Origin of the sequence: Streptomyces sennicomposti (assembly GCF_019890635.1) — a bacterium.
GTDB classification, from domain to species: Bacteria; Actinomycetota; Actinomycetes; order Streptomycetales; family Streptomycetaceae; genus Streptomyces; species Streptomyces sennicomposti.
Genome location: NZ_JAIOAB010000001.1, coordinates 1 through 23,039 on the forward strand (window position 1 = coordinate 1; position 23,039 = coordinate 23,039).

Below are 23,039 nucleotides of genomic sequence, written 5' to 3' on the forward strand. Positions count from 1 at the left end.
TGGCCAGATGCTCCCGGTACCAGGACAGGCTGGCCGCCAGGCCGGCTCCGAAACCCGGCCCCGGCGCGAGGCCCAGCCGGTCCCACACCCGGGTGCTGTCGTAGTAGTGGTCGTCGGTCAGCAGCGCGTGCTGATGCGGCGACAACTGCGGCAGCAGACGCGACGCGAGCTCCCAGTGCGCGGCCCGCGGCAGGTCCGTGCCGGGCACCGGCACGCCGAGCCCCCGGCACAGCCGGGTCGCGGCGCTGCGCACGGTCACGGGACGGGGGTGGTTGACGTGATAGACGGAGCCGCGGTCGGCCCCGGCCCAGTCGCGCCGGGCGAACGCGGCGACCACGGAGGCCAGTTCGCGCACGCCGACGACCGAGGTGCGGGCCCGGCCGCCCTCCGGCCACACCGGGACGGCGTGCAGCAGCCTGAGGAACAGGGGGACGTACCACCGGTCACCGGGTCCGTAGACCAGGTTGGGGCGCAGGACGACTCCTCCGTGGGCGCGGACGGCGTCCTCGGCCAGCAGGCGCGAGGCGCTGGCGGCGGACGCGGGGGCCGGTGCGAGTCTGCCCTCCCGCACGCCGCGGTGCGGGCCGTGGCCGTAGACCGAGGCGGTCGACACGTACAGGAAGCGGGCCGTGCGGGCGGAGCCCACCAGGGCACGGGTGCCGGCGGCGTTGACCGCGTCCGCGAGCGCCGCGTCCCGGCCGACGTAGCTGGCCAGGTGGAGCACCGTGTCCACGCCGTCGCCGCAGCCGCGCAGACTGCCGGGAGCCATGAGGTCGCCGGGTATCCTCCGCGCACCCGCCGACATCATCCACTCCGGCAGCGGCCGCCGCGCCAGCACGCGCACGTCCGTCACCGCCGGCCCGCCGCAGGAGGGCCTCAGCAGTTCCCGGACCACGGCGCTGCCGATGAATCCGGTGCCGCCGACCACCAGGACCGCCCGCCCGTTCAAGGACTCAGACAGCAAAGATCTGCACCTCGCAGCCGGCCACGGTGGCGCCGCCCTGGTTGAAGCTCACCGCCACGGTGCGCGTGCCCTCGTCCAGGTCGGGCCGCGGCGTCACCGTCACGAGGCAGGTGCTGTCGAACTCCACGTACTTCTGGTAGGTCGAGTCGCAGGCGACCGCGAGTCCGTCGGGCAGGCCGAGTTCCGCGAGCGCGGCCTGGCGGGCCGCCTCCATCAGGACCATGCCGGGCACGTGGTCGACGGGGTGGTCGAAGAGGACGGGGTGGTCGGCGTCGTAGTGCAGGGTCCACACGCGGTCCATGTTGGTGACGCCGAGGACCACGTCGAACGCCGAGGTGCGGCCGACCTTCCCCGGCGCGACGGCCTCGGAGGCGGACAGCCCCGGCACGCATGCGGCACGTTCACCGCGCAGCCGCCGGTAGGCGGTCTCGGGGACGCACTGCGCGGCTATCGAGCCGGAGCCGATGCGTATCCCGTCGCGGAAGCAGTCCACGTCGAGGTCCACGGCGCTGATGAACCGTCCGCGCCGGCGGACATTGCGACAGCGGATGTCCAGCAGGATGTCCGCGGGGCGCTCGGCGAGCCGGGCGCCCTCCGGCCGCATGCTGTAGGACAGGCTGCTGGAGAGGAACTTGTGGCCGAAAGGCACCTCGTAGGCCAGGTGGGAGATGGCGAGCAGAGCCTGGCGGATCGATTCGCCGAGCAGCATGGGGTCGTGCCAGCGACCGGCGACCCGGCCGTAGTAGGAGTGGCTGCGGGGCCACTGGACCCCCGCCTGGAAGTGGTCGTCGCCGACCTGCCGCAGTCCCGTCACGAGGACCTCCGAGACCGCGGCGCGGTGCACGACGGCGCGGGGAACGGACTGCAGGAAGAGTTCGGGAGCGTCGAACGACGGAACCTCTCGCGAAACGAGGAGAGGGGAAACGCGCATCAGTGCCTCCTGTAAGCGTGCCTGAACAGGGCAAATGCCGAGGTGGACGTGCGGGGGCTGGTGAAGCGTCGCGAGAAACAGTACCAGTTAGTTGGTTTTTTGTGGGGGGTGCAGGCACACTGATGGCGAGTGCGGGGCGCGACCTGCAGAAGGAGGGCGCCGCGACGACGGTTCCGGCTACGTGACGAAGGGGTTGGACGCATGGCCAGGCAGGAACGCGCGGAGGTCACCCGGGCCGCCATCCTCGAGGGCGCGGCACGCGCTTTCGACGCCGAGGGGTACCACGGCACGACCCTGGGCGACATCGTCAAGGAGTCCGGAGTGACGAAGGGGGCCCTCTACTTCCACTTCACCTCCAAGGAGGAGCTGGCGCAGGCCCTGATCGACGAGCAGTTCTCCGTGCTGAACCCCACGGCCGTCGACGACATGGGCGTGCAGTCGGTCATCGACACCCTGCACCACATGGCCCGGCAGCTGGTGGACAACGTCCGGGTACGGGCCGGCATCCGGCTCGTGACCGACCAGAGTTCGAAGACCGGCATCGTCAGCGAGCCGTACTCGAAGTGGATCGAGATCTTCCGCAAGTGTCTGTTCGAGGCCCAGCAGCGCGGAGACGTCAAGGCCGACGTCGACTGCGAACAGCTGGCCGGACTGATCGTCGGCTCCTGGACCGGCCTGCAGATGAGCTCTCAGGTGCTGTGCGGACGCCGGGACCTGCCCGAGCGCACGACCCTGATGTGGAAGATGCTGCTGCCCGGCATCGTGCCGCCTCGCAGGCTGGCCCGTTTCCACCCGGAGGGCACCGCCGCCCAGGTCGACGAAGGGGCCGCCCTGGCCGCCGCGCGATAGCGCCCGGCCCGGACGGCCCGCGTCACCCCACCGGGCAGGGCCGCGGCGCCCCGGTGCGGTGGGCGCCGTCCGCCGGGGCGGCGTACGCGCCGAGCAGGACGTTCCACAGGTCCGTGATCTGCTGCGTCGCCTCCCGGTCCGGCACGCGGCGCACGGCGAGCGACTCGACCGAGAACAACGTGATCATGGCCAGCACCCGGCCGGCCGCGGCGGGCAGCCCCACGCGCAGTTCCCGCCGCTCGGCCGCGCGCGCGAGGCACTCCTCCACGCCCCCCTGCCACAGCGCGTAGTGGTCGATCTCCGTGCCCAGATGGGTCCGGTCCCGGTGGAAGCGCAGGGCGGCGCGCAGGGTCGGCTCGCGGTACAGGAGCCGGCTCAGCCCGTGGGTGAGGTCGATGAGCTGCTGCACGGCGGAGCCGTCCGATCCGCGGACGGCGTCGAGCAGATCCTCCAGCAGCCCGTACGAGTGCGCGGTGACGGCGTCGGCGACCTCCTGTTTCGACGCGAAATGGAAGTAGAGCGCCCCCTTGGAGACCCCCGCCTCGCGGCTGATGTCGTCGAGGGTGGTGCCGCTGTAGCCGTTCTCCTCGAACCGGTTCGCGGCCGCCGCAACGATTCGCTGCAGGGTGCGTCGGGCGCGCTCCTGCTTCACCATCCGTAGCTCCCTAGCTCGCAGAGCCCGCTCGGCGGCGGCCCTCTCTGTGAGCATTGTAAAACCGGGCGATTGGTTTCTCGACGCCCAACGGCCGCCTTTCCGTCAACGCGACGGTCCCGGCCGGATGCCCGGCCGGCCCTGGTCAGGCCGCGCTCAGACGCGTATGGACCCAGTCGGTGATCGCCCGCGTCGGAGTGCCGGGCGTGAAGACGGCGGCGACGCCCAGATCCAGCAGCTCGGGGATGTCCGCGTCGGGGATGATGCCGCCCCCGAACACGAGGATGTCCTGCGCGCCGCGCTCCCGCAGCAGCCGCAGGACTTCGGCGAACAGCGTCATATGGGCGCCCGACAGCACGGAGAGCCCGATGCCGTCGGCGTCCTCCTGCAACGCGGTGTCCACGATCTGACGGGGCGCCTGGTGCAGTCCCGTGTAGACCACCTCGACCCCGGTGTCGCGCAGCGCACGGGCGACGACCTTCGCCCCCCGGTCGTGACCGTCCAGCCCAGGCTTGGCCACGACGATACGGATGCGATTCACGTTCTTCCTCTCCACAGGGCGTTCCTCACAGGCCGTCTCTCGCAGGCCGTCTCTCACAGGCCGTCGGACGGCACGTAGGTCCCCCACACCTCGCGCAGCGCGTCGCAGACCTCGCCGACCGTGGCACGGGCGCGCAGGGCGTCCTTCATCGGATACAGGATGTTGTCCTCCCCCTCCGCCGCCTTCTTCAGCTGCCGCAGCGCCTCGTCGACCCGCAACTGCTCGCGCCAGGCGCGCAGTTTGCACAGCCGCTCGGCCTGCTGCCGCTCGATGGCGGGGTCGACGCGCAGCGGCTCGTACGGCTCCTCCGCGTCGAGCTGGAAGCGGTTGACGCCCACCACGATCCGTTCGCCGCTGTCGGTCTCCTGGGCGATGCGGTAGGCGTTGCGTTCGATCTCGCCCTTCTGGAAGCCGTGTTCGATCGCGCTGACCGCGCCGCCGAGGTCCTCGATCCTGCCCATCAGCTCCAGCGCCGCCGCCTCCACCTCGTCCGTCATCCGCTCGATGACGTACGACCCGGCGAACGGGTCCACCGTCGCGGTCACATCGGTCTCATGGGCGAGGACCTGCTGGGTGCGCAGCGCCAGACGCGCGGACTTGTCGGTGGGCAGGGCGATCGCCTCGTCGAAGGAGTTGGTGTGCAGCGACTGCGTGCCGCCCAGCACCGCCGCCAGCCCCTGCACCGCCACCCGCACCAGGTTCACCTCCGGCTGCTGCGCCGTCAGCTGCACCCCCGCCGTCTGCGTGTGGAACCGCAGCATCATCGACTTCGGGTTCCGCGCCCCGAACTCCTCCTTCATCACCCGCGCCCAGATCCGGCGCGCCGCACGGAACTTGGCGACCTCCTCCAGGATCGTCGTACGGGCCACGAAGAAAAAGGACAGCCGGGGCGCGAAGTCGTCCACGTCCATGCCGGCCGCCACCGCCGTGCGCACGTACTCGACGCCGTCGGCGAGCGTGAACGCGATCTCCTGCGCCGGCGACGCGCCCGCCTCGGCCATGTGGTAGCCGGAGATCGAGATGGTGTTCCACTTCGGGATCTCGGCCCTGCAGTACTTGAAGATGTCCGCGGTCAGCCGCAGCGACGGCTTGGGCGGGAAGATGTACGTCCCGCGCGCGATGTACTCCTTCAGCACGTCGTTCTGGATCGTGCCGGTGAGCTTGTCCGCGCTCACGCCCTGTTCCTCGGCCACCAGTTGGTAGAGGAGCAGCAGCACCGCGGCGGGCGCGTTGATCGTCATCGACGTGGAGACCCGGTCCAGCGGGATCCCCGCGAACAGCACCCGCATGTCGTCGATCGAGTCGATCGCCACGCCCACCTTGCCGACCTCGCCGTGCGCGATCGGGGCGTCGGAGTCGTGGCCCATCTGGGTGGGCAGGTCGAAGGCGACCGACAGGCCCATCGTCCCGTTCGCGATCAGCTGCTGGTACCGGGCGTTGGACTCCACGGCCGTACCGAAACCGGCGTACTGGCGCATCGTCCAGGGCCGGCCGGTGTACATCGACGGATAGACACCGCGGGTGAACGGGTAGGCGCCCGGCTCCCCCAGCTTCTCCGCCGGGTCCCAGGTCCCCGACGCGTCGGGCCCGTAGACCGGTTCGATGGGCAGCCCGGACTCGGATTCACGTGCCATGGGTTCTTCCCGCCCCTTCGTGTCGGGTGTCCTCGTCCGCCGCACGGTTCGCCACCGCCGCCGGACACCTCGGATGCTAGGAACGGCGGCACGCCGGACCATCCCCTACCGCACCCTTGACTCCGGTCCGCGGAGGCGACCGGCCGCGGGCCCGTCCCCCACGATGGCGGGGAACGCACAGCCGAGGCAGGGAGGTCGACGTCCATGGGAGTCGTCATCGTGGGTGCGGGGGCGGCCGGGGTGCAGACCGCCGTCGCGCTGCGGGAGCGGGGATACACCGGCCGGGTGACGCTCGTCGGGGACGAGCCCCACCGGCCCTACGACCGGCCGCCGTTGTCCAAGGCCGTGCTGCGCGGGCGGGGCCGGCCCGACGACGTGGTCTTCGACGTCGGGTTCGAGGAACTCGGCATCGAGGTGGAGACGGGCCGCTCGGCACAGCGGCTGCTGCCCGCCGAACACCGCCTCGGCACGTCCCGGGGCGACCTGACGTACGACACGCTGGTGATCGCGACCGGGGCCGACCCGGTACGGCTGCCCGGCGCCGACGCGCACGTCCTGCGCACCCTCGGCGACGCCCGGCGGCTGCGCGGCGTCCTGGACGCGGGCGGCGAGGTCGTCGTGATCGGGGCCGGGTGGATCGGCGCCGAGTTCACCACGGCCGCCCGCGAGGCGGGATGCCGGGTCACCGTGGTCGAGGCGGCGCCGGCGCCCCTCGGCGGGGTGCTGCCCGCGGCGGCGACCGCGCCGATGACCGCGTGGTACGCGCAGGCCGGGGCCGTGTTGCGCACCGGCACGCGGGTGGCGCAGGTCGAGCCGGACGGGGTGCGCCTGGCGGACGGGAGCCGGCTGCGGGCGGACGCGGTGGTGGTCGGGGTCGGCGCACGGCCCGCGACGGGCTGGCTCGCCGGCTGCGGCATCGCCCTCGGCGACCGCGGCGAGGTGGCGGCCGACGCCTGGCTGCGGACGTCGGCGCCGGACGTGTACGCGGTCGGGGACTGCGCGTCCTTCCCGTCGGCGCGGTACGGGCAGCGGTTGCTCGTGCACCACTGGGACAACGCGCTGCAGGGCGCGAGGACGGTCGCGGCCCACATCACGGACGGCCCCGGGACGGCGCCGTACGACCCGGTGCCGTACTTCTGGTCCGAGCAGTTCGGCCGGACGGTGCAGTACGCGGGTCATGCCGGCCCCGGGGACACGGTGGTGCGGCGCGGGACGCCGGGCGAGCCGGACGGCTGGAGCGTCTGCTGGCTGCGCGGCGATCGCCTGGCGGCGGTACTCGCCGTGGACCGGCCGCGCGACCTCGCCCAGGGCAGACGGCTGATCACGGCGGGGGCGAGCATCGAGCCCCGGCTCCTCACGGACCCCGGCGTACCGCTGAAGGCGACGGTACGCGAGACGGCCCCGGCCGGGTCCCGGCGCCCATGACGGGCGTCGCACAATCGTCGGACGGCCTCGGCGTGACCGGAAGCGGGCGGACAGAAGGCACATGCTCATCGGGAAGAGGCCGCCCTCCGCGCGGGCCCGCCGCCGGGCTCACCGCCCGGCCCCGGGCTCGACCGGCAGCGCGGCCTCCGGGTCGTGCCGTTCACCCCCGTGCGTGACCACACGCGAGACGCCCGGCCCGCCGCGGCGCCCGCGTCTGCGCACCACCCACTGCACGGCGGCCACCGCCGCGCCCGCCGTCCCCGAGACGGCGAGCCCGAAGAGGACCCCCCGCAGGCCCTCCCCCGCCGCCGCGCCGCCGAAGTAGCCGAGGCCCACGGTGTACGTCACCCACACCGACTCGGCGGCGACCGACGCGCACACCGTCCGGCGCAGCCGGAAGCGCACCAGACCCGCGGCCGCCATGCCGACGGTACGGCCGCTCGGGGTGAACCGGCCCGCGATCACGAACGGGATCCCGTACCGCTCGATCCGCGCCGCCGCCCACTTCAGCGCGGCCTGCCGCCGTGGGCCGCGGTCGAGCAGCCGGACCAGGCCGCCCCCGAAGCGCCGGGCCCCGCCGTAGACCAGCAGGTCGCCGAGGACCGCGCTGCACACCGCCACCGGGAGCACGACCGGAAGGCTGAGCCGGCCCGTCGCCGACAGGGCGCCCGCGGTCGTCAGCAGCCAGGAGTTGGGCACCATCGGCGGCACCACGGTCAGCACGATCAAGACATACGGCCATGTTCCGCTCCACTCATTGATCCGACTCACCTTCCTTTCGTCACCCGTGACACCTGTCACCGGAAAATGACACGTACCGGGAGGGACGGCACCGATCGTGAGCGGAGTTCAGGGAAACACCCGGGCTCCCCCGAGAACTCCTGAGGGGAAGGAGCCGGATCGGCCTCATCCTCCTACGGCGAGCCAGAGGTCGTCGGGGACGGAGCGGTGCGCGGCTCGGCATCCGGCCGCGAAGTCCTGTACGAGAACGGCGAGTTCGAGGTCGCGGCGGTCGGCGAGCCGGTCCACCCGGGCCAGCGGGACGCCGGTGGCCAGGCAGTTCAGGACCGCCTGCCGCCAGCTGTCCTGGTTCAGATGGCGGCCGGCGTACGGGCCGAGGGCGGCCGCGAGCAGCCGGGGACTGCGGGAGCGGACCGCGTCCTCGACGAGGTCCGTCGCGGTGTCGCCGAGCGGCAGGAACGGCAGCGCGAGGAGCACGGACCGGCGTTCGCCGGCCGCTCCCGACTCGTACCGGCGCCGTGCCTCTTCGGCGAGCGCCGTGCCGGTCAGCGGCAGCGCGGCCAGCAGCCGGGTGCGGACGCCGTCGGTGACCGACCAGCCGGCCCAGCCGGGCAGCGGGGTGCGGCCGAAGCGGATCTCGACGGCGGGAAAGAGGTCGTCCAGCGCTCCCGCGCCCTGCTCGGCCACCGTGCGCAGGTGGGCGTCCAGGGTGCGGCGCAAACGCTCGGGCAGGGCGGACGCCAGCCGCTCGCGCAGGGTGCGGCGGACCAGCTCGCCGTGCACGGTTCCTGCGGCCGGGACGAGGGTCGGGCGGGTCATCGCGGGTACGGCCTCCTTCTGCCGCTGCACGGGCCGCGGCGGCTGCCGCCGCACGGCTGAACTCCGATCGGACGGCAGGCGGTTCGGGGCCCCGCCGCAGGGCCGCGCCCCCTGCGGCGAAGGGGCCGGCCCTCCGCGGCCCGGTGCCCGGCGGCGAAGATGCCGCCGGAGCGCCGGGCCGCAGAGGGCCGGCCGGAACGCGTCGTGGGAGGGGGGACTCCGTGACGCGTCCGCCGGGGAGGCGCGGCCCGTCCGCACCGCTGCGGCGTCGCCGTCATGGTGCGTCCGGCCACTGTCGCGCCCGGCGCTATACGCGGCCTATACGGCCCCGTGGGGACACGCCCCCGGTCGGCGCCCCCGACCCCGTCGGCCGCGCCGAGGGGGTCGCCTGGACCCGCACTTCGCCGGGTGGCGGCGCGAGCCCGGCCGGCGGGGCGGCGGGCGGTTCGGGAGCGGCCGTCGTGGCGTCCCGTCACCTTCCGCCGGGCGCGGCCACGGGCGCGACGGTGGTGTGCCGGGGCGGCTCGGCGACCGCGGCGAACAACGGCCGGGCCACCTCCGCGTAGGTCCGGGGGGACATGGCGAGCGAGCGGTCGAGGCGGGCGGCGTTGAACCAGATCTCGTCCTGTTCGAGCAGCTCGGGATCGACCACGAGGCGCAGCCGCGGGTCGAAGGAGAACGGCACGATCGCGCCGCTCACGCAGCCGGTGAGCCGCTCGGCGGTCTCCCGGTCGGCGAAGTCGGCCCGGGCGCCGCCCGCGGTGCGGGCGGCGGCCGCCAGGTCGACGCGCCGGTCGCCGGGCACCACCGTGAGCACGTAGGCCGAGCGCTTACGGCCCAGTGCCACGCGCAGGACGATGGACTTGGCGGACTGGTGCAGCGGGTGTCCGCGCAGCAGGCTGGCCAGATCGGTGCGGCCCTCGGCGCGGTGCGTGACCTCGCGGTAGCCGCAGCCGGCGCCGTCGAGGAGGGCGAGCACCCGGTCGTAGGTGGTCATCGTGTGCGCAGTCATCGGGATCGGCCCCTTCAGCCGTAGCGGCGGGTCTCGTGGAAGAAGCCCTCCACCAGGTCGAGCCGTCCGGTCTCCTGGACGGTGTCGTAGACGTACTTGCCGAGCGCCAGGTCGAGGACGCCGAGGCCGAACGGGGAGAAGATCACCGGCTTGTCGTCCGGCACCCCGGCGGCGCCGGTGAGGACGTCGTGGAGGGTGCCCTCGATGAAGTCCCGGTGACCGACGCGCTGTTCGGCCAGGTGCGGCGAGGTGCCGGCCTTCAGGCAGTGCTCGACGTCGTCGACGAAGTTGGCGGCGGACAGCACGACGTCGGTGCCCAAATCCCGCAGCGACAGGTGCAGGACCAGCGGGTCGTGGGCGAACCAGCCGGGGTGGTCGATGTGCGGTGTCGCGGCGACGGTGGCGAAGACGACGAGGTCGCTGCCGCGGATCAGCGACTCGGCGCCGTCGTGCACGGTGACGTTCGCGTCGCCCGCCGTGGCGCCGACGGTGCCGGCGAACTGCCGCGCGTACTCGGCCTTGAGGTCGTGCACCCCTATCTCGTCGAACTCCCAGCCGGTGCCCGCCAGGAAGTCGTGCACGTACCGCGCGATGAGCCCGGTGCCGATGTATCCGACGCGCCGGGGGCGTACGCCGCGGGCCTCGCTGAGCCTGCGCGCGGCGAGCGCCGCCGAGGCGGCCGTGCGGGAGGCGCTGATGATGGAGGACTCCACGCAGGCCAGCGGGTATCCGGTGGCCGGGTCGTTGAGGATGAGCACGGCCGAGGCGCGGGGCAGGCCGGAGGTGATGTTGCCGGGGAAGCTGGATATCCACTTGATGCCGTCCACGGCGATGTCGCCTCCCACCGAAGCCGGCAGCGCGATGATGCGCGCGTCGGGCCGGTCGGGGAAGCGCAGGAAGTAGGAGGGCGGGTTGACGGTGCCGCCCGCTCCGTGGAGTCGGTAGGCGTCCTCGATGATCCCGGTGACCTCGATGTGCCGTCCGGTCAGGGCGCGGTCGACCTCGGCACCGGGGATCACGGCGAAGCTGGGCGTCTGTGTAGGGGAGGGCATGGGCCAGGACGCTAAGGACGCCTCCTATAGCCCGGATATCACGCCATCGCGGCCGAAAGCACCGTGCCTGACCGCCGTGCGTGACCGCCGTTCGCCACCCCGCGCACGACCGCCGTACAGCCGCCTCGGCGACGCCGGCGCGCACCCCGGCCTTCGCGGTGATGCCGCCTCCCCGGTGAGGTCCACGAGAGGCATCGGGACCCGGCGACGCCGCCACCCGCCGGCATGGCCCGTTCGCGCCCGCGCCGAAAGACGTATTCAGCGCGTTCGCCTCCCGGACGACCCGGAAGAAGCGGACCGATTCCTGAAGAATGCGGAACCCGTCGGGCCGCTGATGTCGAGGAGTTCGGCGAGTTCGGCCTACGCGTACGCCTTGCCGGCGCCGGCATGTTCGACCGGCCCCGTCACGCCGGGCCCTCTCCTCGCCGGATCGCGTTCGGTTCACGTCCCGCCGAAAGCGAGGAGATTCCCTGCGCCGAGCTATTGCGGCCGCCGCCCGATAGGGGGCGTATAGCCCGCGGCGGGATTCTCGTGCTCATGACGGATACCATCACCTGGGCCCCCGCGCAGATCACTCCCGCGGACGGGCCGCTCCTCGGCCACCTGACCGGGCGGCTCGACGACCTGCTGCTCGCCAACGGCGCCGTGGTGCTCCGCGGCTTCGGGATCACGCCCGCCGCGCTCGACGGCGTACTCGACCGCGTCCTGCCCAACCGGCTCGCGTACGTGCACGGGAACTCGCCGCGCAGCCATGTCGGCGACCGGATCTACACGTCCACCGAGTACCCCGCCGACCAGACCATCTCGATGCACAACGAGCTGTCGTACTCGGCGAAGTGGCCGTCCCGGCTCGCCTTCTACTGCGAGACGACACCGGGCTCCGGCGGCGCCACGCCGGTCGTGCCGGGCGACGCCTGGCTCGCGGCCCTGTCGCCCGAACTGCGGGCCGCCTTCGCCGACGGCGTGCGTTACACGCAGAACCTGCACGACGGGCACGGCTTCGGCAAGAGCTGGCAGGAGACCTTCGAGACGTCCGAGCGCGACGAGGTGGAGCGGCACCTGGCGGAGATGGCCGGCGCCACCTGGGAGTGGAAGCGCGACGGCGGGCTGCGGATCGCCCAGCTGCGCCCGGCCGTCCTCACGCACCCGGTGACCGGCACGCTGGTCTGGTTCAACCAGGCCGACCAGTGGCATCACGCGGCGCTCGGCGACGAGACCGCCGCCGCCCTCGCCAGGATCATGCCGGAGGAGGACCTGCCGCAGCACGTCACCTACGCGGACGGGTCGCCGATCGCCCCCGAGCACGTCCTGGAGATCCGCGACCGGGGTCTGGAGACCGCGGTGGACGTCGACTGGGTGGCCGGCGACCTGATGGTCGTCGACAACGTGCTGGTGGCGCACGGACGCCGGCCGTACGGGGGCGCGCGACGCGTCCTGGTGGCCATGTCCGACTGACCCGGCGCGCCCCCAGAGCCCGGCTCCGGTGCGTGGAGCCGGGCTTTCCGGCACGTCCTCCGTATTCGTTTTCGCGCCGGGTTCCGTATAGGGGCCCTATAGCCACCGGACCAACCGTTGGGGCAGGTGTTTTCGAAGAGGGGTGGCTATGAACGGGACAGCTGCGGGCGGCATCCTCGGAACGGTCGGGGGAACGCCCCTGGTGGAACTCAGCCGGCTGGCGCCGGACTTCCCCGGAAAGGTCTTCGCCAAGATCGAGGGCTTCAATCCGGGGGGCAGCATAAAAGACAGGACCGCGGTCAGCATGGTCCTCGAAGGGATTCAGAACGGAGAAATCGACCCGGTCCGCTCGGTGGTCGTCGAATCGAGCTCCGGCAATCTCGCCGTCGGCATCGCACAGCTCTGCCGCTACCACGGCATCCGGTTCGTCTGCGTGGTCGACGCCAAGACCTCACGGCAGAACCTGGCGATCCTGCGGGCCTACGGCGCCGAGATCGAGGAGGTGACCGAGCCGGACCCGGTCAGCGGCGAGTACCTGGAGCGCCGGCTGCGGCGGGTGCGCGAGCTGGTGGCGACCCTCCCGCACGCGTTCTGGCCCAACCAGTACGCCAATCCGCGCAACCCCGCGGCGCACGGGCGCACGATGCGCGAGATAGCCGAGGCCCTGGACGGCAAGGTCGACTATCTGTTCTGCGCCACCAGCACCACCGGGACGCTCCAGGGCTGCGCCCAGTACGCCAGGGAACACGCCCTCGGCACGACCATGGTCGCGGTCGACGCCGTCGGCAGTGTGCTCTTCGACGACCACGGCGAGAAGGTGACCCGGCTCATCCCCGGGCACGGCGCGTCGATCCGGCCCGCCCTCTTCGACCCGACGGCCGCGGACCGGGTGGTGCACGTCACCGACCTGGACGCCGTGGTCGGCTGCCGGCGCCTCGTCGGCCGGGAGGCGGTCCTCGCCGGCGGCTCGTCCGGCGCGGTCGTCGCGGCGTTCCAGCAGATCGGCAAGTCGATCCCGAAGGGCTCCACCTGTGTGCTGCTCTTCCCCGACCGGGGCGACCGCTACCTCGACACCATCTACGACGACCGATGGGTGAGCGAGCGGTTCGGCGAGGTCTCCCAGCTGTGGAAGACAGCGGGCTGACCGGGCCCGGCTGAGCGACTCGCCTGCTCGGCACCGCACTCGAGCATCCGTCACATCACTTCGACCACCCGAATACATCACTTCAACCACCCGAATATGGAGCGGGTATGGCGGCCCTCGCCAGCATCGGCAGGCTGTTGCATCCGTAACTGGGAGAGGCCGAGATGACCCCGAAGGAATCCACGACGACCCCGGCCGCCGACGATGTGCGCGCCCGACTGCTGCGGCAGCGACTGGCCGGAGGGGGGCGGCGGGCGCGTGCGGGCATCGAGCCGGCCGACCGGTCCGGCCACCTGCCGCTCTCCTTCGGGCAGGAGCAGATGTGGTTCCTCAGCCGGCTCGACCCGGACAGCACCGAATACCTGGTCCCGGTCGCGTTCCGGCTGCGCGGGCCGCTCGACGAGGCGGCGCTCGGCCGGGCCTGGGACGCGATGACCGCCCGTCACGAGATCCTGCGCACCCGGCACGTGCTGACCGGCACCGAGCCCGAGCAACTCGTCGACGCTCCCCGTACGGGCACGCTCGCCGTCACCCGCGCCGCGTCCGAGGCGGACGCCCGCGCCGTGGTGGAGGGCGAGTGCGCACGGCCCTTCGACCTGGCGGCCGACTGGCCGACGCGGGCCGGCCTGATCCGGATCGCCGACGACGACCACGTCCTGCTGCTGGTCTCGCACCACATAGCGTGCGACGCCTGGTCCACCGGCATCCTCGTGTCCGAACTGTCCACGGCCTACGCGGCGTTCGCCGAGGGCCGCGACCTGCCTCTGGCGCCGCCCGCCCTGCAGTACGCCGACTTCGCGGCCTGGCAGCGGGGGCAGGCCTCCGGTGAGCGGTTCGCGCGCCGGCTCTCCTACTGGAAGACCCGTCTCGCCGGGCTCGAACCCCTGGAGCTGCCCTTCGACCGCCCGCGCCCCCCGGTGCGCGGCCACGGCGGCGCCGAGGTGGACCTCGTCCTGTCCGATGCCGTCGCCGACCGGGTCAGGGCCGTCGCCGAGGCGCAGGACACCACGGTCTTCACCGTGCTGCTCGCCGCGTACCAGCTGCTGCTCGGCCGCTACACCGGCCGGCGCGAGGCGGCGGTCGGCACCGTCGTCTCCGGCCGAGGCCGCCCCGAACTGCAGGGCATGCTCGGCTACGGCGTCAACACCCTGGTCCTGAGGAACCGTTGGGGCGCCGGTGACTCGTTCGCCGAGCTGGTCGCCGCCGCCAAGCGCGGCAGCCTGGACGCGTACGACAACCAGGCCGTCCCCTTCGCGAAGGTCGTCGCGGAGGTCGAGCCCGAGCGCGACCTGTCCCGCACCCCGGTGTACCAGGCCGTCTTCACGATGCACGAGGGCGGCGGCGCGGGACCCGCGCTGCCCGGCATCACCGCCGAGCCCTTCCTCGCCGACGGCGGCGTGGCCCGCTGCGACCTCGAACTCCAGGTGCGCGACTCCAGGACGGGCCCGCTCACCGGCCGCCTCATCTACGCCACCGACCTGTTCGACCGCGAGACCGTCGACCGGATGGGCCGCCACCTGGCCGGGCTGCTCGACGCGCTGACCGCCACGCCCGAACGCCCCGTGTCCGCCCTGGAGATCCTCGACGACGGCGAGCGGGACCGCTTCCTCGCCGCCGGCCGGGGCGCGGCGGGCGGCCCGCACCGCTCCGTCCTGGAGCGCTTCACCGAGCAGGCCGCGGCCACGCCCGACGCGCCCGCCGTGACCGGCGCGGGCACCGCCACCTTCCAGGAGCTCGACGACCGCGCGGGCGTCATCGCCGGGCGGCTGGCCCGCGAGGGCGTCGCGGTGGAATCCGTCGTCGGCGTGCTGCTCGACCGCGGGCCCGATCTGCTCGCCGCCATGCTCGGCGCCTGGCGCGCGGGCGGCGGCTACGTCCCGCTCGATCCGGAGTACCCGGCGGAGCGCTGGGCCGCGCTGCTCGCCGACTCCGGCGCACAGGCGCTGGTCACCGACCGGGCCAGGGCCGCGCGGCTCGCCGGGGAGTTCGAGGGCACGATCGTGGTCGTGGACGAGGCCGATCCGCGGGACGCCGCACCGGCGCCGCGCGTGCCGCCCGGTCCGGACGCGCTGGCGTACATCATCTACACCTCGGGCTCGACCGGCCGCCCCAAGGGCGTGCAGATCTCGCACTCCGCGCTGGCCGTCCACCTCGACTGGGTGCTCTCCGAGTACATCGGCGACGCGGGCTGCACGGGCGCCCCGCTGTTCTCCACGGTCTCCTCGGACGTCGTGGTGCCGGTGCTGTACGGGCCGCTGCTCGCGGGGCTTCCCGTGCACATGCTGCCGCAGAACCTCGATCTGGCCGATCTGGGGCGGGAGCTGGCGCTCGGCGCCCCGTACGCGTTCGTCAAACTCACCCCCGGGCACCTCGACATGCTCGGCCACCAGCTCGCCGACGCCGACGTGAACGGCCTCGCGCACGTGGTCGTCACCGGCGGCGACGCGCTGCTCGGCCCGACCGCGGAGCGCTGGGACGCGCTGCTCGGCGCCGGCCGGCTCATCAACGAGTACGGGCCCACCGAGATCACCGTGGGCAACTCGACGCACCCGGTGGCCGGTCCGCAGCGCGAGGTGGTCCCCATCGGCCGCCCCATCCCCGCCACCACCATGTACGTGCTCGACGCATCCCTCTGCCCCGTCCCGCCCGGTGTCGTCGGCGAGGTCTGCGTCGGCGGCGCCGGCGTGGCCCGCGGCTATGTGGGCCGGCCGGAGGCGACCGCCGAGAAGTTCCTGCCCGACCCCTTCGGGGCGCCCGGCGCCCGCATCTACCGCACCGGCGACCTGGGCCGGGTGCTCCTGGACGGCAGCGTCGAGTTCGCGGGCCGCGTGGACCGGCAGCTGAAGATCCGCGGCTACCGCGTCGAGCCAGCGGAGGTGGAGGCGGCCCTGACCGCGCACCCGTCCGTCACCGAGGCCCGGGTGCTCGCCGTCGACGGCAGGCTGGCCTCGTACTACGTGCCCGCCGGGGCCGAACCGGCCTCGGCCGAGCTGCGCGACTGGCTGTCGCGGACCCTGCCCGAGTACATGGTCCCCGGCGCCTTCCAGGCCCTGGAGCGCATCCCGCTCACCCCGGCCGGCAAACTGGACGCGGCGGCGCTGCCCGCCCCCGGGCCCGCCGCGGACGCGGCCGGCACGGCGCCGCGCACTCCGCTGGAGCAGCAGGTCGCCGCGGTGTGGGCCGAGATCCTTCCCGTCGCCGACGTCGGCGTCCACGACAGCTTCTTCGACCTCGGCGGCGACTCCATCCGCGCGGTCGCGCTGGTCGGGGCGCTGCGCACGGCGGGACACGACGTCTCCGTACGGGACGTGTTCGCCCACCACTGCGTCGCCGGGCTCTGCGACTTCCTCGCGGCCCGTCCGGCGCTGGCCCAGGGCCGGGACCAGAGCGTCGCCCCGTTCTCGCTGATCAGCGACGAGGACCGGGCGCGGCTGCCCGAGGGCGCCACCGACGCGTATCCGCTGTCGCAGAACCAGATCGGCATGCTCGTCGAGATGCTCGCGGACGAGCAGAACAGCTACCACAACGTCACCTCGTTCCGGATCAAGGACCCGGAGCCGTTCTCCCTGGACGCCTGGCGCGAGGCGGCCCGGATCGCGGTCGCGCGCCACGAGATCCTGCGCACCTCGCTGCACCTGGCCGGATACACGGCGCCGATGCAGGTGGTGCACGGCGAGGCGGTGATGCCGGTCGACATGGAGGTGCTCGGCCCGCTGCCCGAGGAAGAGCTGCGGGCCGCGCTCGCCGCGTACGCCGCCCGCGACCGCGCGGAACTGTTCGACCTGGGCACTCCCACCCTGATGCGGGTGTTCGCCCATGTCACCGACGACGGCGGGTACTGGCTGTCCATCACCGAGTGCCACCCGATCCTGGAGGGCTGGGGACACCACACCCTGATCATGGAGCTGCTCGATCTGTACGCCCGGCTCAGGGACGGCCGCGAACCGGCGCCGTTCGAGCGTCCGGCCGTCCGGTTCGCGGACTTCATCGCCGCCGAGCTGGCGTCCATCGACTCGGCCGACGACCGCGCGTACTGGAAGGGGGTCACCAGCGGCTACGCGCCGATGCGGGTGCCCGTCGGCTGGGGCGACCCGACGCTGCCGATCGGCTCGCGCTACCTGGTGCGCCGCACCCCCTGGGCCCATCTGGAGGACGGGCTGCGCCGGCTGGCCAGGGCGGCCGACGCCTCGCTGAAGAGCGTGATGGTCGCCGCGTACACGAAGGTGATGAGCCAGCTCACCGACGAGCCCGCGTTCCACACCGGGCTGGTCTGCGACGCCCGCCCGGAGGCGGCCGGCGCCGACACGGTCTACGGGATGTACCTCAACACCCTGCCGTTCCCCGTGGACCGGGGCGCCCGGACCTGGCGCGAGCTGGTCTCCCGTACGTTCGCCCGCGAGGTGGAGCTGTGGCCGCACCGCCGCTACCCGCTCCCGCTGATCCAGCGGGACGTGCCCGGCCGGCAGCGGCTGGTCAACGTCTACTTCAACTACCAGGACTTCCGGCAGGTCGACACCGATCTGGTCGGCATGGCCGGGACCGACGACTCCCCGACCGAGTTCCCGCTGACCGTCTCCTCGCGCGTGGGCCACATCTGGGTCACCGCGGACCCCCGCTTCGTGGACGAGCGCAACGCGGACCGCATCGCCTCGATGTTCGCCGCCGTCCTGGAGTCGATGGCCGCTGATCCGGAGGCGGACGCGCGGGCCGTCCGGCTGCCCGCCGGGGAGCGCCGGCAGCTCGCCGCCTGGACCGAGAAGGTCCGCACCCCGCTCACGCTCGACGTGCCCCTGACGGTCGCCGGGTTCGCCCGCGAGACCCCTGACGCGCCCGCGCTCACCGACGACTCGGGCACCCTCTCCTACCGGGAGCTGGACGCCCGCGCGGGCCGTCTCGCCCGCCGTCTCGCCGATGCGAATGTGGGCCCCGAGACGGTCGTGGCCGTGTGCATGGACCGCTCCGCGGACCTGGTCGTCTCGGTGCTCGCGGTGCTCAGGGCGGGCGCGGCCTGGCTGCCGCTCGACCCGTCGCTGCCCGTGGACCGGCTCGACTACATGCTCTCCGACTCCGGCGCGCGGCTGCTGCTGACCGGTCGCGGCGCCCCCGCGGCGCTGACCGCCGGCCGCGTCATGCGGTTCGAGGAGCCGACGGACCCGGACAGCGGCCCGGTCCCGGCCGGTCTTCCCGCGGATCCGGCCCATCTCGCCTACGTCATCTACACCTCGGGCTCGACCGGCCGCCCCAAGGGCGTGCAGGTGCACCGGCGCGGCATGGGCAACCATCTGCTCGCCAAGGCGGAGGACCTCGCGCTGACCGCCGCCGACTCCACCGTGCAGAACGCCTCTCAAGGCTTCGACGTCTCCGTGTGGCAGATGCTCGCCGGCCTGGTCACGGGAGGCCGCACCCGGGTCGTGGACCAGACGGCGGTGCTCGACCCGAAGGCGCTGTTCGCCCTGGTCGCCGACGAGTCGGTCACCGTCCTCGAAGTGGTCCCGTCCCTGCTGCGCGCCGCCCTCGACCTGTGGGACCTGGGCACGCCCGCGCCCGCCCTCGGGGCGCTGCGCCGGCTCGTGGTCACCGGTGAGGAACTGCCGCCGGACCTGTGCGCCCGCTGGTTCGCGCGCTACCCGGGGATCCCGCTGGTCAACGCATACGGCCCGACGGAGTGCTCCGACGACATCACGCACGCGATCCTCACCGCCGAGGACGCGCCCGCGGACCGGGTGCCCATCGGCAAGGTGGTCCGCAACACCGAGCTCTACGTCCTCGACGGCGAGCTGCAGCGCGTCCCCGTGGGCGTCGCGGGCGAGTTGTACGCGGGCGGCGCCGGCGTGGCCCGCGGCTACGGCGGCCGTCCCGCGCTGACCGCCGAGCGGTTCGTCCCCGACCCGTTCGGCGGGCGCCCCGGCGACCGGCTCTACCGCACCGGCGACCTGGCCCGCTGGCGGCCGGACGGCAGCCTGGAGTACCTGGGGCGCGTCGACGACCAGGTGAAGATCCGCGGGCACCGGGTGGAGCTGGGCGAGATCGAGCTCGCGATCACCGCGACGGGGCTGGTCGGGAACGCCGTCGTCGCGCTCCGCGAGGGGCAGCCGGTCGCGTACGTGGTGGCCGACGCGGAGACCGACCCGGCCGCCCTGAAGGCGGCGCTGGCCCCCACGCTGCCCGAGTACATGATCCCGGCCGCGTTCGTCACGCTGGAGTCGATCCCGCTCACCCCGAACGGGAAGGTCGACCGCAAGGCCCTGCCCGCGCCCGGCTCCTCGGCGTTCACGCAGGAGGCGTACGTGGAGCCGCGCACGCCGCTGGAGCGGCGGGTCGCGCGGGCCTGGCTCGACGCGCTGCCGGTCGCTCAGGTCGGCGTGGAGAACGCCTTCTTCGACCTGGGCGGCGACTCGATCCGGGCGGTCACGCTGGTCGGCGTGCTGCGTGCCGAGGGCCTGGACGTGACCGTGCGGGACATCTTCCAGCTGCGGACCGTCGCGGCGCTGTGCGCGGCCCTGGCGGAGCGGCCGTTGCTCGACGAGGCGGCGCAGCGGGTCGTCGCGCCGTTCGCGCTGCTGCCCGAGGAGGACCGGAAGCTGCTGCCCGACGGGCTCGCCGACGCCTATCCGCTGGCGCAGAACCAGATCGGGATGGCCGTGGAGATGCTCTCCGGCGACGGCCGCGACAGCTATCACGACGTCACCTCCTTCCGGATCAAGGACGAACGGCCTTTCGACGCTGAGGCGTTCCGCCGGGCCGTCGACGAGCTGACCGCGCGGCACGAGATGCTGCGGACCTCGGTCCATCTGACCGGGTACTCGGTGCCGATGCAGCTCGTCCACGAGCGGGCGCACGTCCCCGTAGAGGTGCGGGACCTGCGGGACCGCAGCGCGGCGGACGTCGAGGCGGTGCTGCTCGGGACGGCCGGGCAGGGCGACCTGTTCGACCTGACGCGGGCGCCGCTGCTGCGGATGACGGTGCTCCTGGAGCCGGACGGGCACTGGACCGTCGTCTTCACCCAGGCCCATCTGATCACCGAGGGCTGGACGTACCACCGGCTCCTGATGGAGCTGGTGACCTGCTACCGGCGGGTGCGCGACGGGCTCGCACCGGAGCCGTACCGGGCGCCGGCCGTGCGCTACGCGGACTTCGTGGCCGAGGAGCTCGCCTCGCTCGGCTCGGCGGACGACCGGGCGTACTGGCAGTCCGTCATCGCGGACCGGGTCCCCTTCGCCTTCCCCGACAGCTGGGGCGGTGCGCAGGACGCCGCGGACGACACGAAGGACGTCGTCGTCGGCCTCGCGGATCTCCAGCCCGCGCTGCGGCGGCTCGCCGCGGACGCCCAGGCCTCCGTGAAGAGCGTGCTGCTCGCGGCGTTCGTCAAGGTCATGGGGGCGCTCACGGACGAGCGGGACGTCCATGTCGGCCTCGTGTGCGACACCAGGCCCGAGCGGATCGGCGCCGACCGGGTGCACGGGATGTACCTCAACACCGTGCCGTTCCCGGTGGACCGGAGCGCGCCGAGCTGGCGCGACCTGGTGCGGTCGGTGTTCCGGCAGGAGGTCGGTCTGTGGCCGCACCGCCGCTACCCGATGCCGGCGCTGCAGCGGTCCTGGAGCTCCGGCCGGCTGATCGACACCATCTTCAACTTCGTGGACTTCCACGGGGTCGACACCGACGTCGTGGACGTCGCGGCGGGGCGCGGCGGCAATCTGCGCACCGAGTTCGCGCTGAACGTGATCGCCCGGCCCGACCGGCTCGGCCTGAGCCACGACCCGCGCGCCATGTCCCGGGCCCAGGCCGAACTCGTCGGCCGGATGCTGCGGGCCGTCCTGGAGGCGATGGCGGCCGACCCGCGGGGCGACGCCCGCGGCCCGCTGCCGCTCGGCGCGGCGCCGGCCGCAAAGCCGCCCGCGCACGTCGCGGCGACGCTGCACGAGCTGGTCGGGGAGCGGGCGGCCCGGTACCCGGAGCGCCTCGCGGTCGTGTCGGGGGACGTCTCCCTCTCGTACGCGGAACTCGACCGGCGCGCGGCCCGGGTGGCCGCACGGCTGGCCGCGCGGGGCGCGGGTCCGGGGAGCGTGGTCGGCGTGCACGTCGAACGCTCCGCCGACCTCGTCGTCGCACTGCTCGGCGTGCTGAAGTCCGGCGCGGCCTTCCTGCCCCTCGACCCCGCGCTGCCCACGGCCCGGCTCACCGCGTACGCGGCCGACGCGGGGGCCCGGATCGCGGTGTGCGGGGCGGGGCTCGAACTGCCGGGCCTGGTCGGCGTGGAGCCGGCCGGGGACGACGGGCCGGCTCCGGCCACGTCCGCGGCGGCGGGCGGACGCGCCTACGTGATCTACACGTCCGGTTCGACGGGACGTCCCAAGGGCGTCGCCGTGGGCCACGCCCAGGCGGCCACGGTCGTGACGGCCGCCCTGGAGCGGATCGGTGTGGCGGAGGGCGAGGTGTGGGCGATGACCCACTCTCCCGCGTTCGACGTGTCGGTCTTCGAGGTCTTCGGCGCGCTGCTGTCGGGCGGCACGCTGGTCGTGCCCGACCTCGGCACCACCCGCTCGCCCCGCGAGCTGCTCGATCTGATCGGCGACCGGGGCGTGAGCGTGCTGTGCCAGACGCCCACGGCGCTGCGCGGTCTGACGGAGCTGGTCGCGCGGGGGGCGCAGCCCCGGGTCCGTACGGTGGTGCTGGCCGGGGAGCAGGTGCGCTTCGCGGAACTGGCCCCCTGGGCGGACCACTTGGAGCACACGGCGCTCTTCAACCTGTACGGCCCGACGGAGGCCACCGTGTACGCCACGGCGCACCGCATCACGCGGGACGACATCGCCCGGGGTGCGCGCAGCGTCATCGGCCGCCCCCTGCGCGGCGTCCTCGCCGAGCCGCGGGACGCGGCGGGGCATCCGGTGCCGGACGGTGTCCCCGGCGAGCTGTATCTCGGGGGCGTGGGCGTGGCCGAGGGCTACTTCGGTGACCCCGGGGCCACCGCCGAGCGGTTCGTCCCGGATCCGTCGGGCACGCCCGGAGTCCGCTGGTTCCGTACCGGCGACCGGGTGCGCCGGCTCCCGGACGGCTCGCTGGAGTTCCTCGGCAGGTCGGACGGCCAGCTGAAGATCCGTGGACACCGGGTCGAGCCCGGCGAGGTCGCCGCGGCGCTGCTCGCCACCGGTCTGGTCACCGAGGCGGCCGTGACGGCGGTCGACGGCGACCTGGTGGCCTACGCGGTGGCGCCGCGGGCGACCCCCGCCGGCCTGCGCGGGGCGCTGGCCCGGGTACTGCCGGAGCCGATGATCCCGTCCGCGTATGTGCTCCTGGACCGGATCCCGCGCACGCTCACCGGCAAGACCGACCGGCGCGGCCTGCCGGCGCCGGGCTCCGACGCGTACGTCAAGGCCGAGCCGGTCGCCGCCCGGACGCCGCTGGAGGAACGCGTCGTGGCCGCCTGGCGCGAGGTCCTCCCGGTGGCGGACTTCGGCGTCGAGGACGACTTCTTCGACCTCGGCGGCGACTCGATCCGCGCCTATCGCTCGACGGAGGCGCTCCGCCGGGCCGGCGTGAACGTCTCGGTGCGGGAGGTCTTCACCTACCGCACGGCGGCAAGGCTCTGCACGGCACTCGGCTAGCGCCTCTCGTGCGGATCACGCCGGGCCGTCCCTGAGGGGGCGGCCCGGCGGTGTTCTGTGCGCGCGGCTCCTGAGGGGCGGCCCGGCGGTGTTCTACGGGTGCGGCTCTCGTCGTGACTGGTCGCGCGGTTCCCCGCGCCCCTGAGGCATGCGCTGCGCGCAGCCTCCCCCGGGCGAGCGGAGCTCGCACCCGGGGGCGCGGGGAACCGCGCGAC

14 protein-coding genes are annotated in these 23,039 nt (G+C 73.6%); 5 read left to right on the forward strand and 9 right to left on the reverse strand.

Annotated features, from left to right (window positions below):
- Both K7787_RS00005 and K7787_RS00010 read right to left on the reverse strand, forming a co-directional pair.
- A partial coding sequence (locus K7787_RS00005; protein WP_223000000.1) for an NAD-dependent epimerase/dehydratase family protein occupies positions 1-964 on the reverse strand: 964 nt, incomplete at its 3' end.
- Complete coding sequence (locus K7787_RS00010; protein WP_223000002.1) at positions 954-1,895, reverse strand: ScbA/BarX family gamma-butyrolactone biosynthesis protein; 942 nt, start codon at positions 1,893-1,895, stop codon at positions 954-956. The genes K7787_RS00010 and K7787_RS00005, both read right to left, overlap by 11 nt.
- A 201-nt stretch (positions 1,896-2,096) precedes the next feature.
- Between K7787_RS00010 and K7787_RS00015 the strand changes: the two genes are divergently transcribed.
- Positions 2,097-2,744, forward strand: coding sequence for a ScbR family autoregulator-binding transcription factor (locus tag K7787_RS00015; protein WP_223000004.1), 648 nt, complete (start codon positions 2,097-2,099; stop codon positions 2,742-2,744).
- Positions 2,745-2,766: 22 nt separating this feature from the next.
- On the opposite strand, the gene K7787_RS00020 is transcribed toward K7787_RS00015, so the two are convergent.
- The 3 genes from K7787_RS00020 to K7787_RS00030 all read right to left on the reverse strand — a co-directional run bounded on the left by K7787_RS00020 (position 2,767) and on the right by K7787_RS00030 (position 5,571).
- On the reverse strand, positions 2,767-3,399 hold the full coding sequence (locus K7787_RS00020; RefSeq protein ID WP_043261412.1) for a ScbR family autoregulator-binding transcription factor: 633 nt from the start codon (positions 3,397-3,399) through the stop codon (positions 2,767-2,769).
- Between the two features lie 142 nt (positions 3,400-3,541).
- A complete protein-coding gene (gene icmB / locus K7787_RS00025; protein ID WP_009191156.1) occupies positions 3,542-3,952 on the reverse strand; it encodes a coenzyme B12-dependent isobutyryl CoA mutase small subunit in 411 nt (136 codons plus the stop codon).
- A gap of 38 nt (positions 3,953-3,990) precedes the next feature.
- Positions 3,991-5,571: an acyl-CoA mutase large subunit family protein gene (locus K7787_RS00030; RefSeq protein WP_223000006.1), complete on the reverse strand. Its 1,581-nt coding sequence runs from the start codon at positions 5,569-5,571 to the stop codon at positions 3,991-3,993.
- A gap of 204 nt (positions 5,572-5,775) precedes the next feature.
- On the opposite strand from K7787_RS00030, the gene K7787_RS00035 reads away from it, so the two are divergent.
- Entirely contained in the window at positions 5,776-6,996 is a 1,221-nt protein-coding gene (locus tag K7787_RS00035; protein WP_223000008.1) for an NAD(P)/FAD-dependent oxidoreductase, read from the forward strand.
- A gap of 108 nt (positions 6,997-7,104) precedes the next feature.
- Here the strand turns inward: K7787_RS00035 and K7787_RS00040 are convergent, their stop codons facing one another.
- The 4 genes from K7787_RS00040 to sbnB all read right to left on the reverse strand — a co-directional run bounded on the left by K7787_RS00040 (position 7,105) and on the right by sbnB (position 10,620).
- Positions 7,105-7,767, reverse strand: coding sequence for a DedA family protein (locus K7787_RS00040; protein WP_308036256.1), 663 nt, complete (start codon positions 7,765-7,767; stop codon positions 7,105-7,107).
- A gap of 135 nt (positions 7,768-7,902) precedes the next feature.
- Positions 7,903-8,556, reverse strand: coding sequence for an EboA domain-containing protein (locus tag K7787_RS00045; RefSeq protein ID WP_247720379.1), 654 nt, complete (start codon positions 8,554-8,556; stop codon positions 7,903-7,905).
- Between the two features lie 472 nt (positions 8,557-9,028).
- Positions 9,029-9,568, reverse strand: a complete 540-nt coding sequence (locus K7787_RS00050) for a YbaK/EbsC family protein (RefSeq protein WP_239115673.1) — start codon at positions 9,566-9,568, stop codon at positions 9,029-9,031.
- A 14-nt stretch (positions 9,569-9,582) separates the two neighbouring features.
- Positions 9,583-10,620, reverse strand: coding sequence for a 2,3-diaminopropionate biosynthesis protein SbnB (gene sbnB, locus K7787_RS00055; protein WP_223000010.1), 1,038 nt, complete (start codon positions 10,618-10,620; stop codon positions 9,583-9,585).
- 537 nt (positions 10,621-11,157) lie between these two features.
- Between sbnB and K7787_RS00060 the strand changes: the two genes are divergently transcribed.
- The 3 genes from K7787_RS00060 to K7787_RS00070 all read left to right on the forward strand — a co-directional run bounded on the left by K7787_RS00060 (position 11,158) and on the right by K7787_RS00070 (position 22,824).
- Complete coding sequence (locus tag K7787_RS00060; RefSeq protein ID WP_223000012.1) at positions 11,158-12,075, forward strand: TauD/TfdA family dioxygenase; 918 nt, start codon at positions 11,158-11,160, stop codon at positions 12,073-12,075.
- Between the two features lie 148 nt (positions 12,076-12,223).
- Positions 12,224-13,219, forward strand: a complete 996-nt coding sequence (gene sbnA / locus K7787_RS00065; RefSeq protein WP_223000014.1) for a 2,3-diaminopropionate biosynthesis protein SbnA — start codon at positions 12,224-12,226, stop codon at positions 13,217-13,219.
- Positions 13,220-13,383: 164 nt separating this feature from the next.
- The gene (locus tag K7787_RS00070) at positions 13,384-22,824 is read left to right on the forward strand and encodes a non-ribosomal peptide synthetase (RefSeq protein WP_223000015.1); all 9,441 of its coding nucleotides are present in this window, start codon (positions 13,384-13,386) and stop codon (positions 22,822-22,824) included.
- The last annotated feature ends 215 nt before the right edge of the window (positions 22,825-23,039 follow it).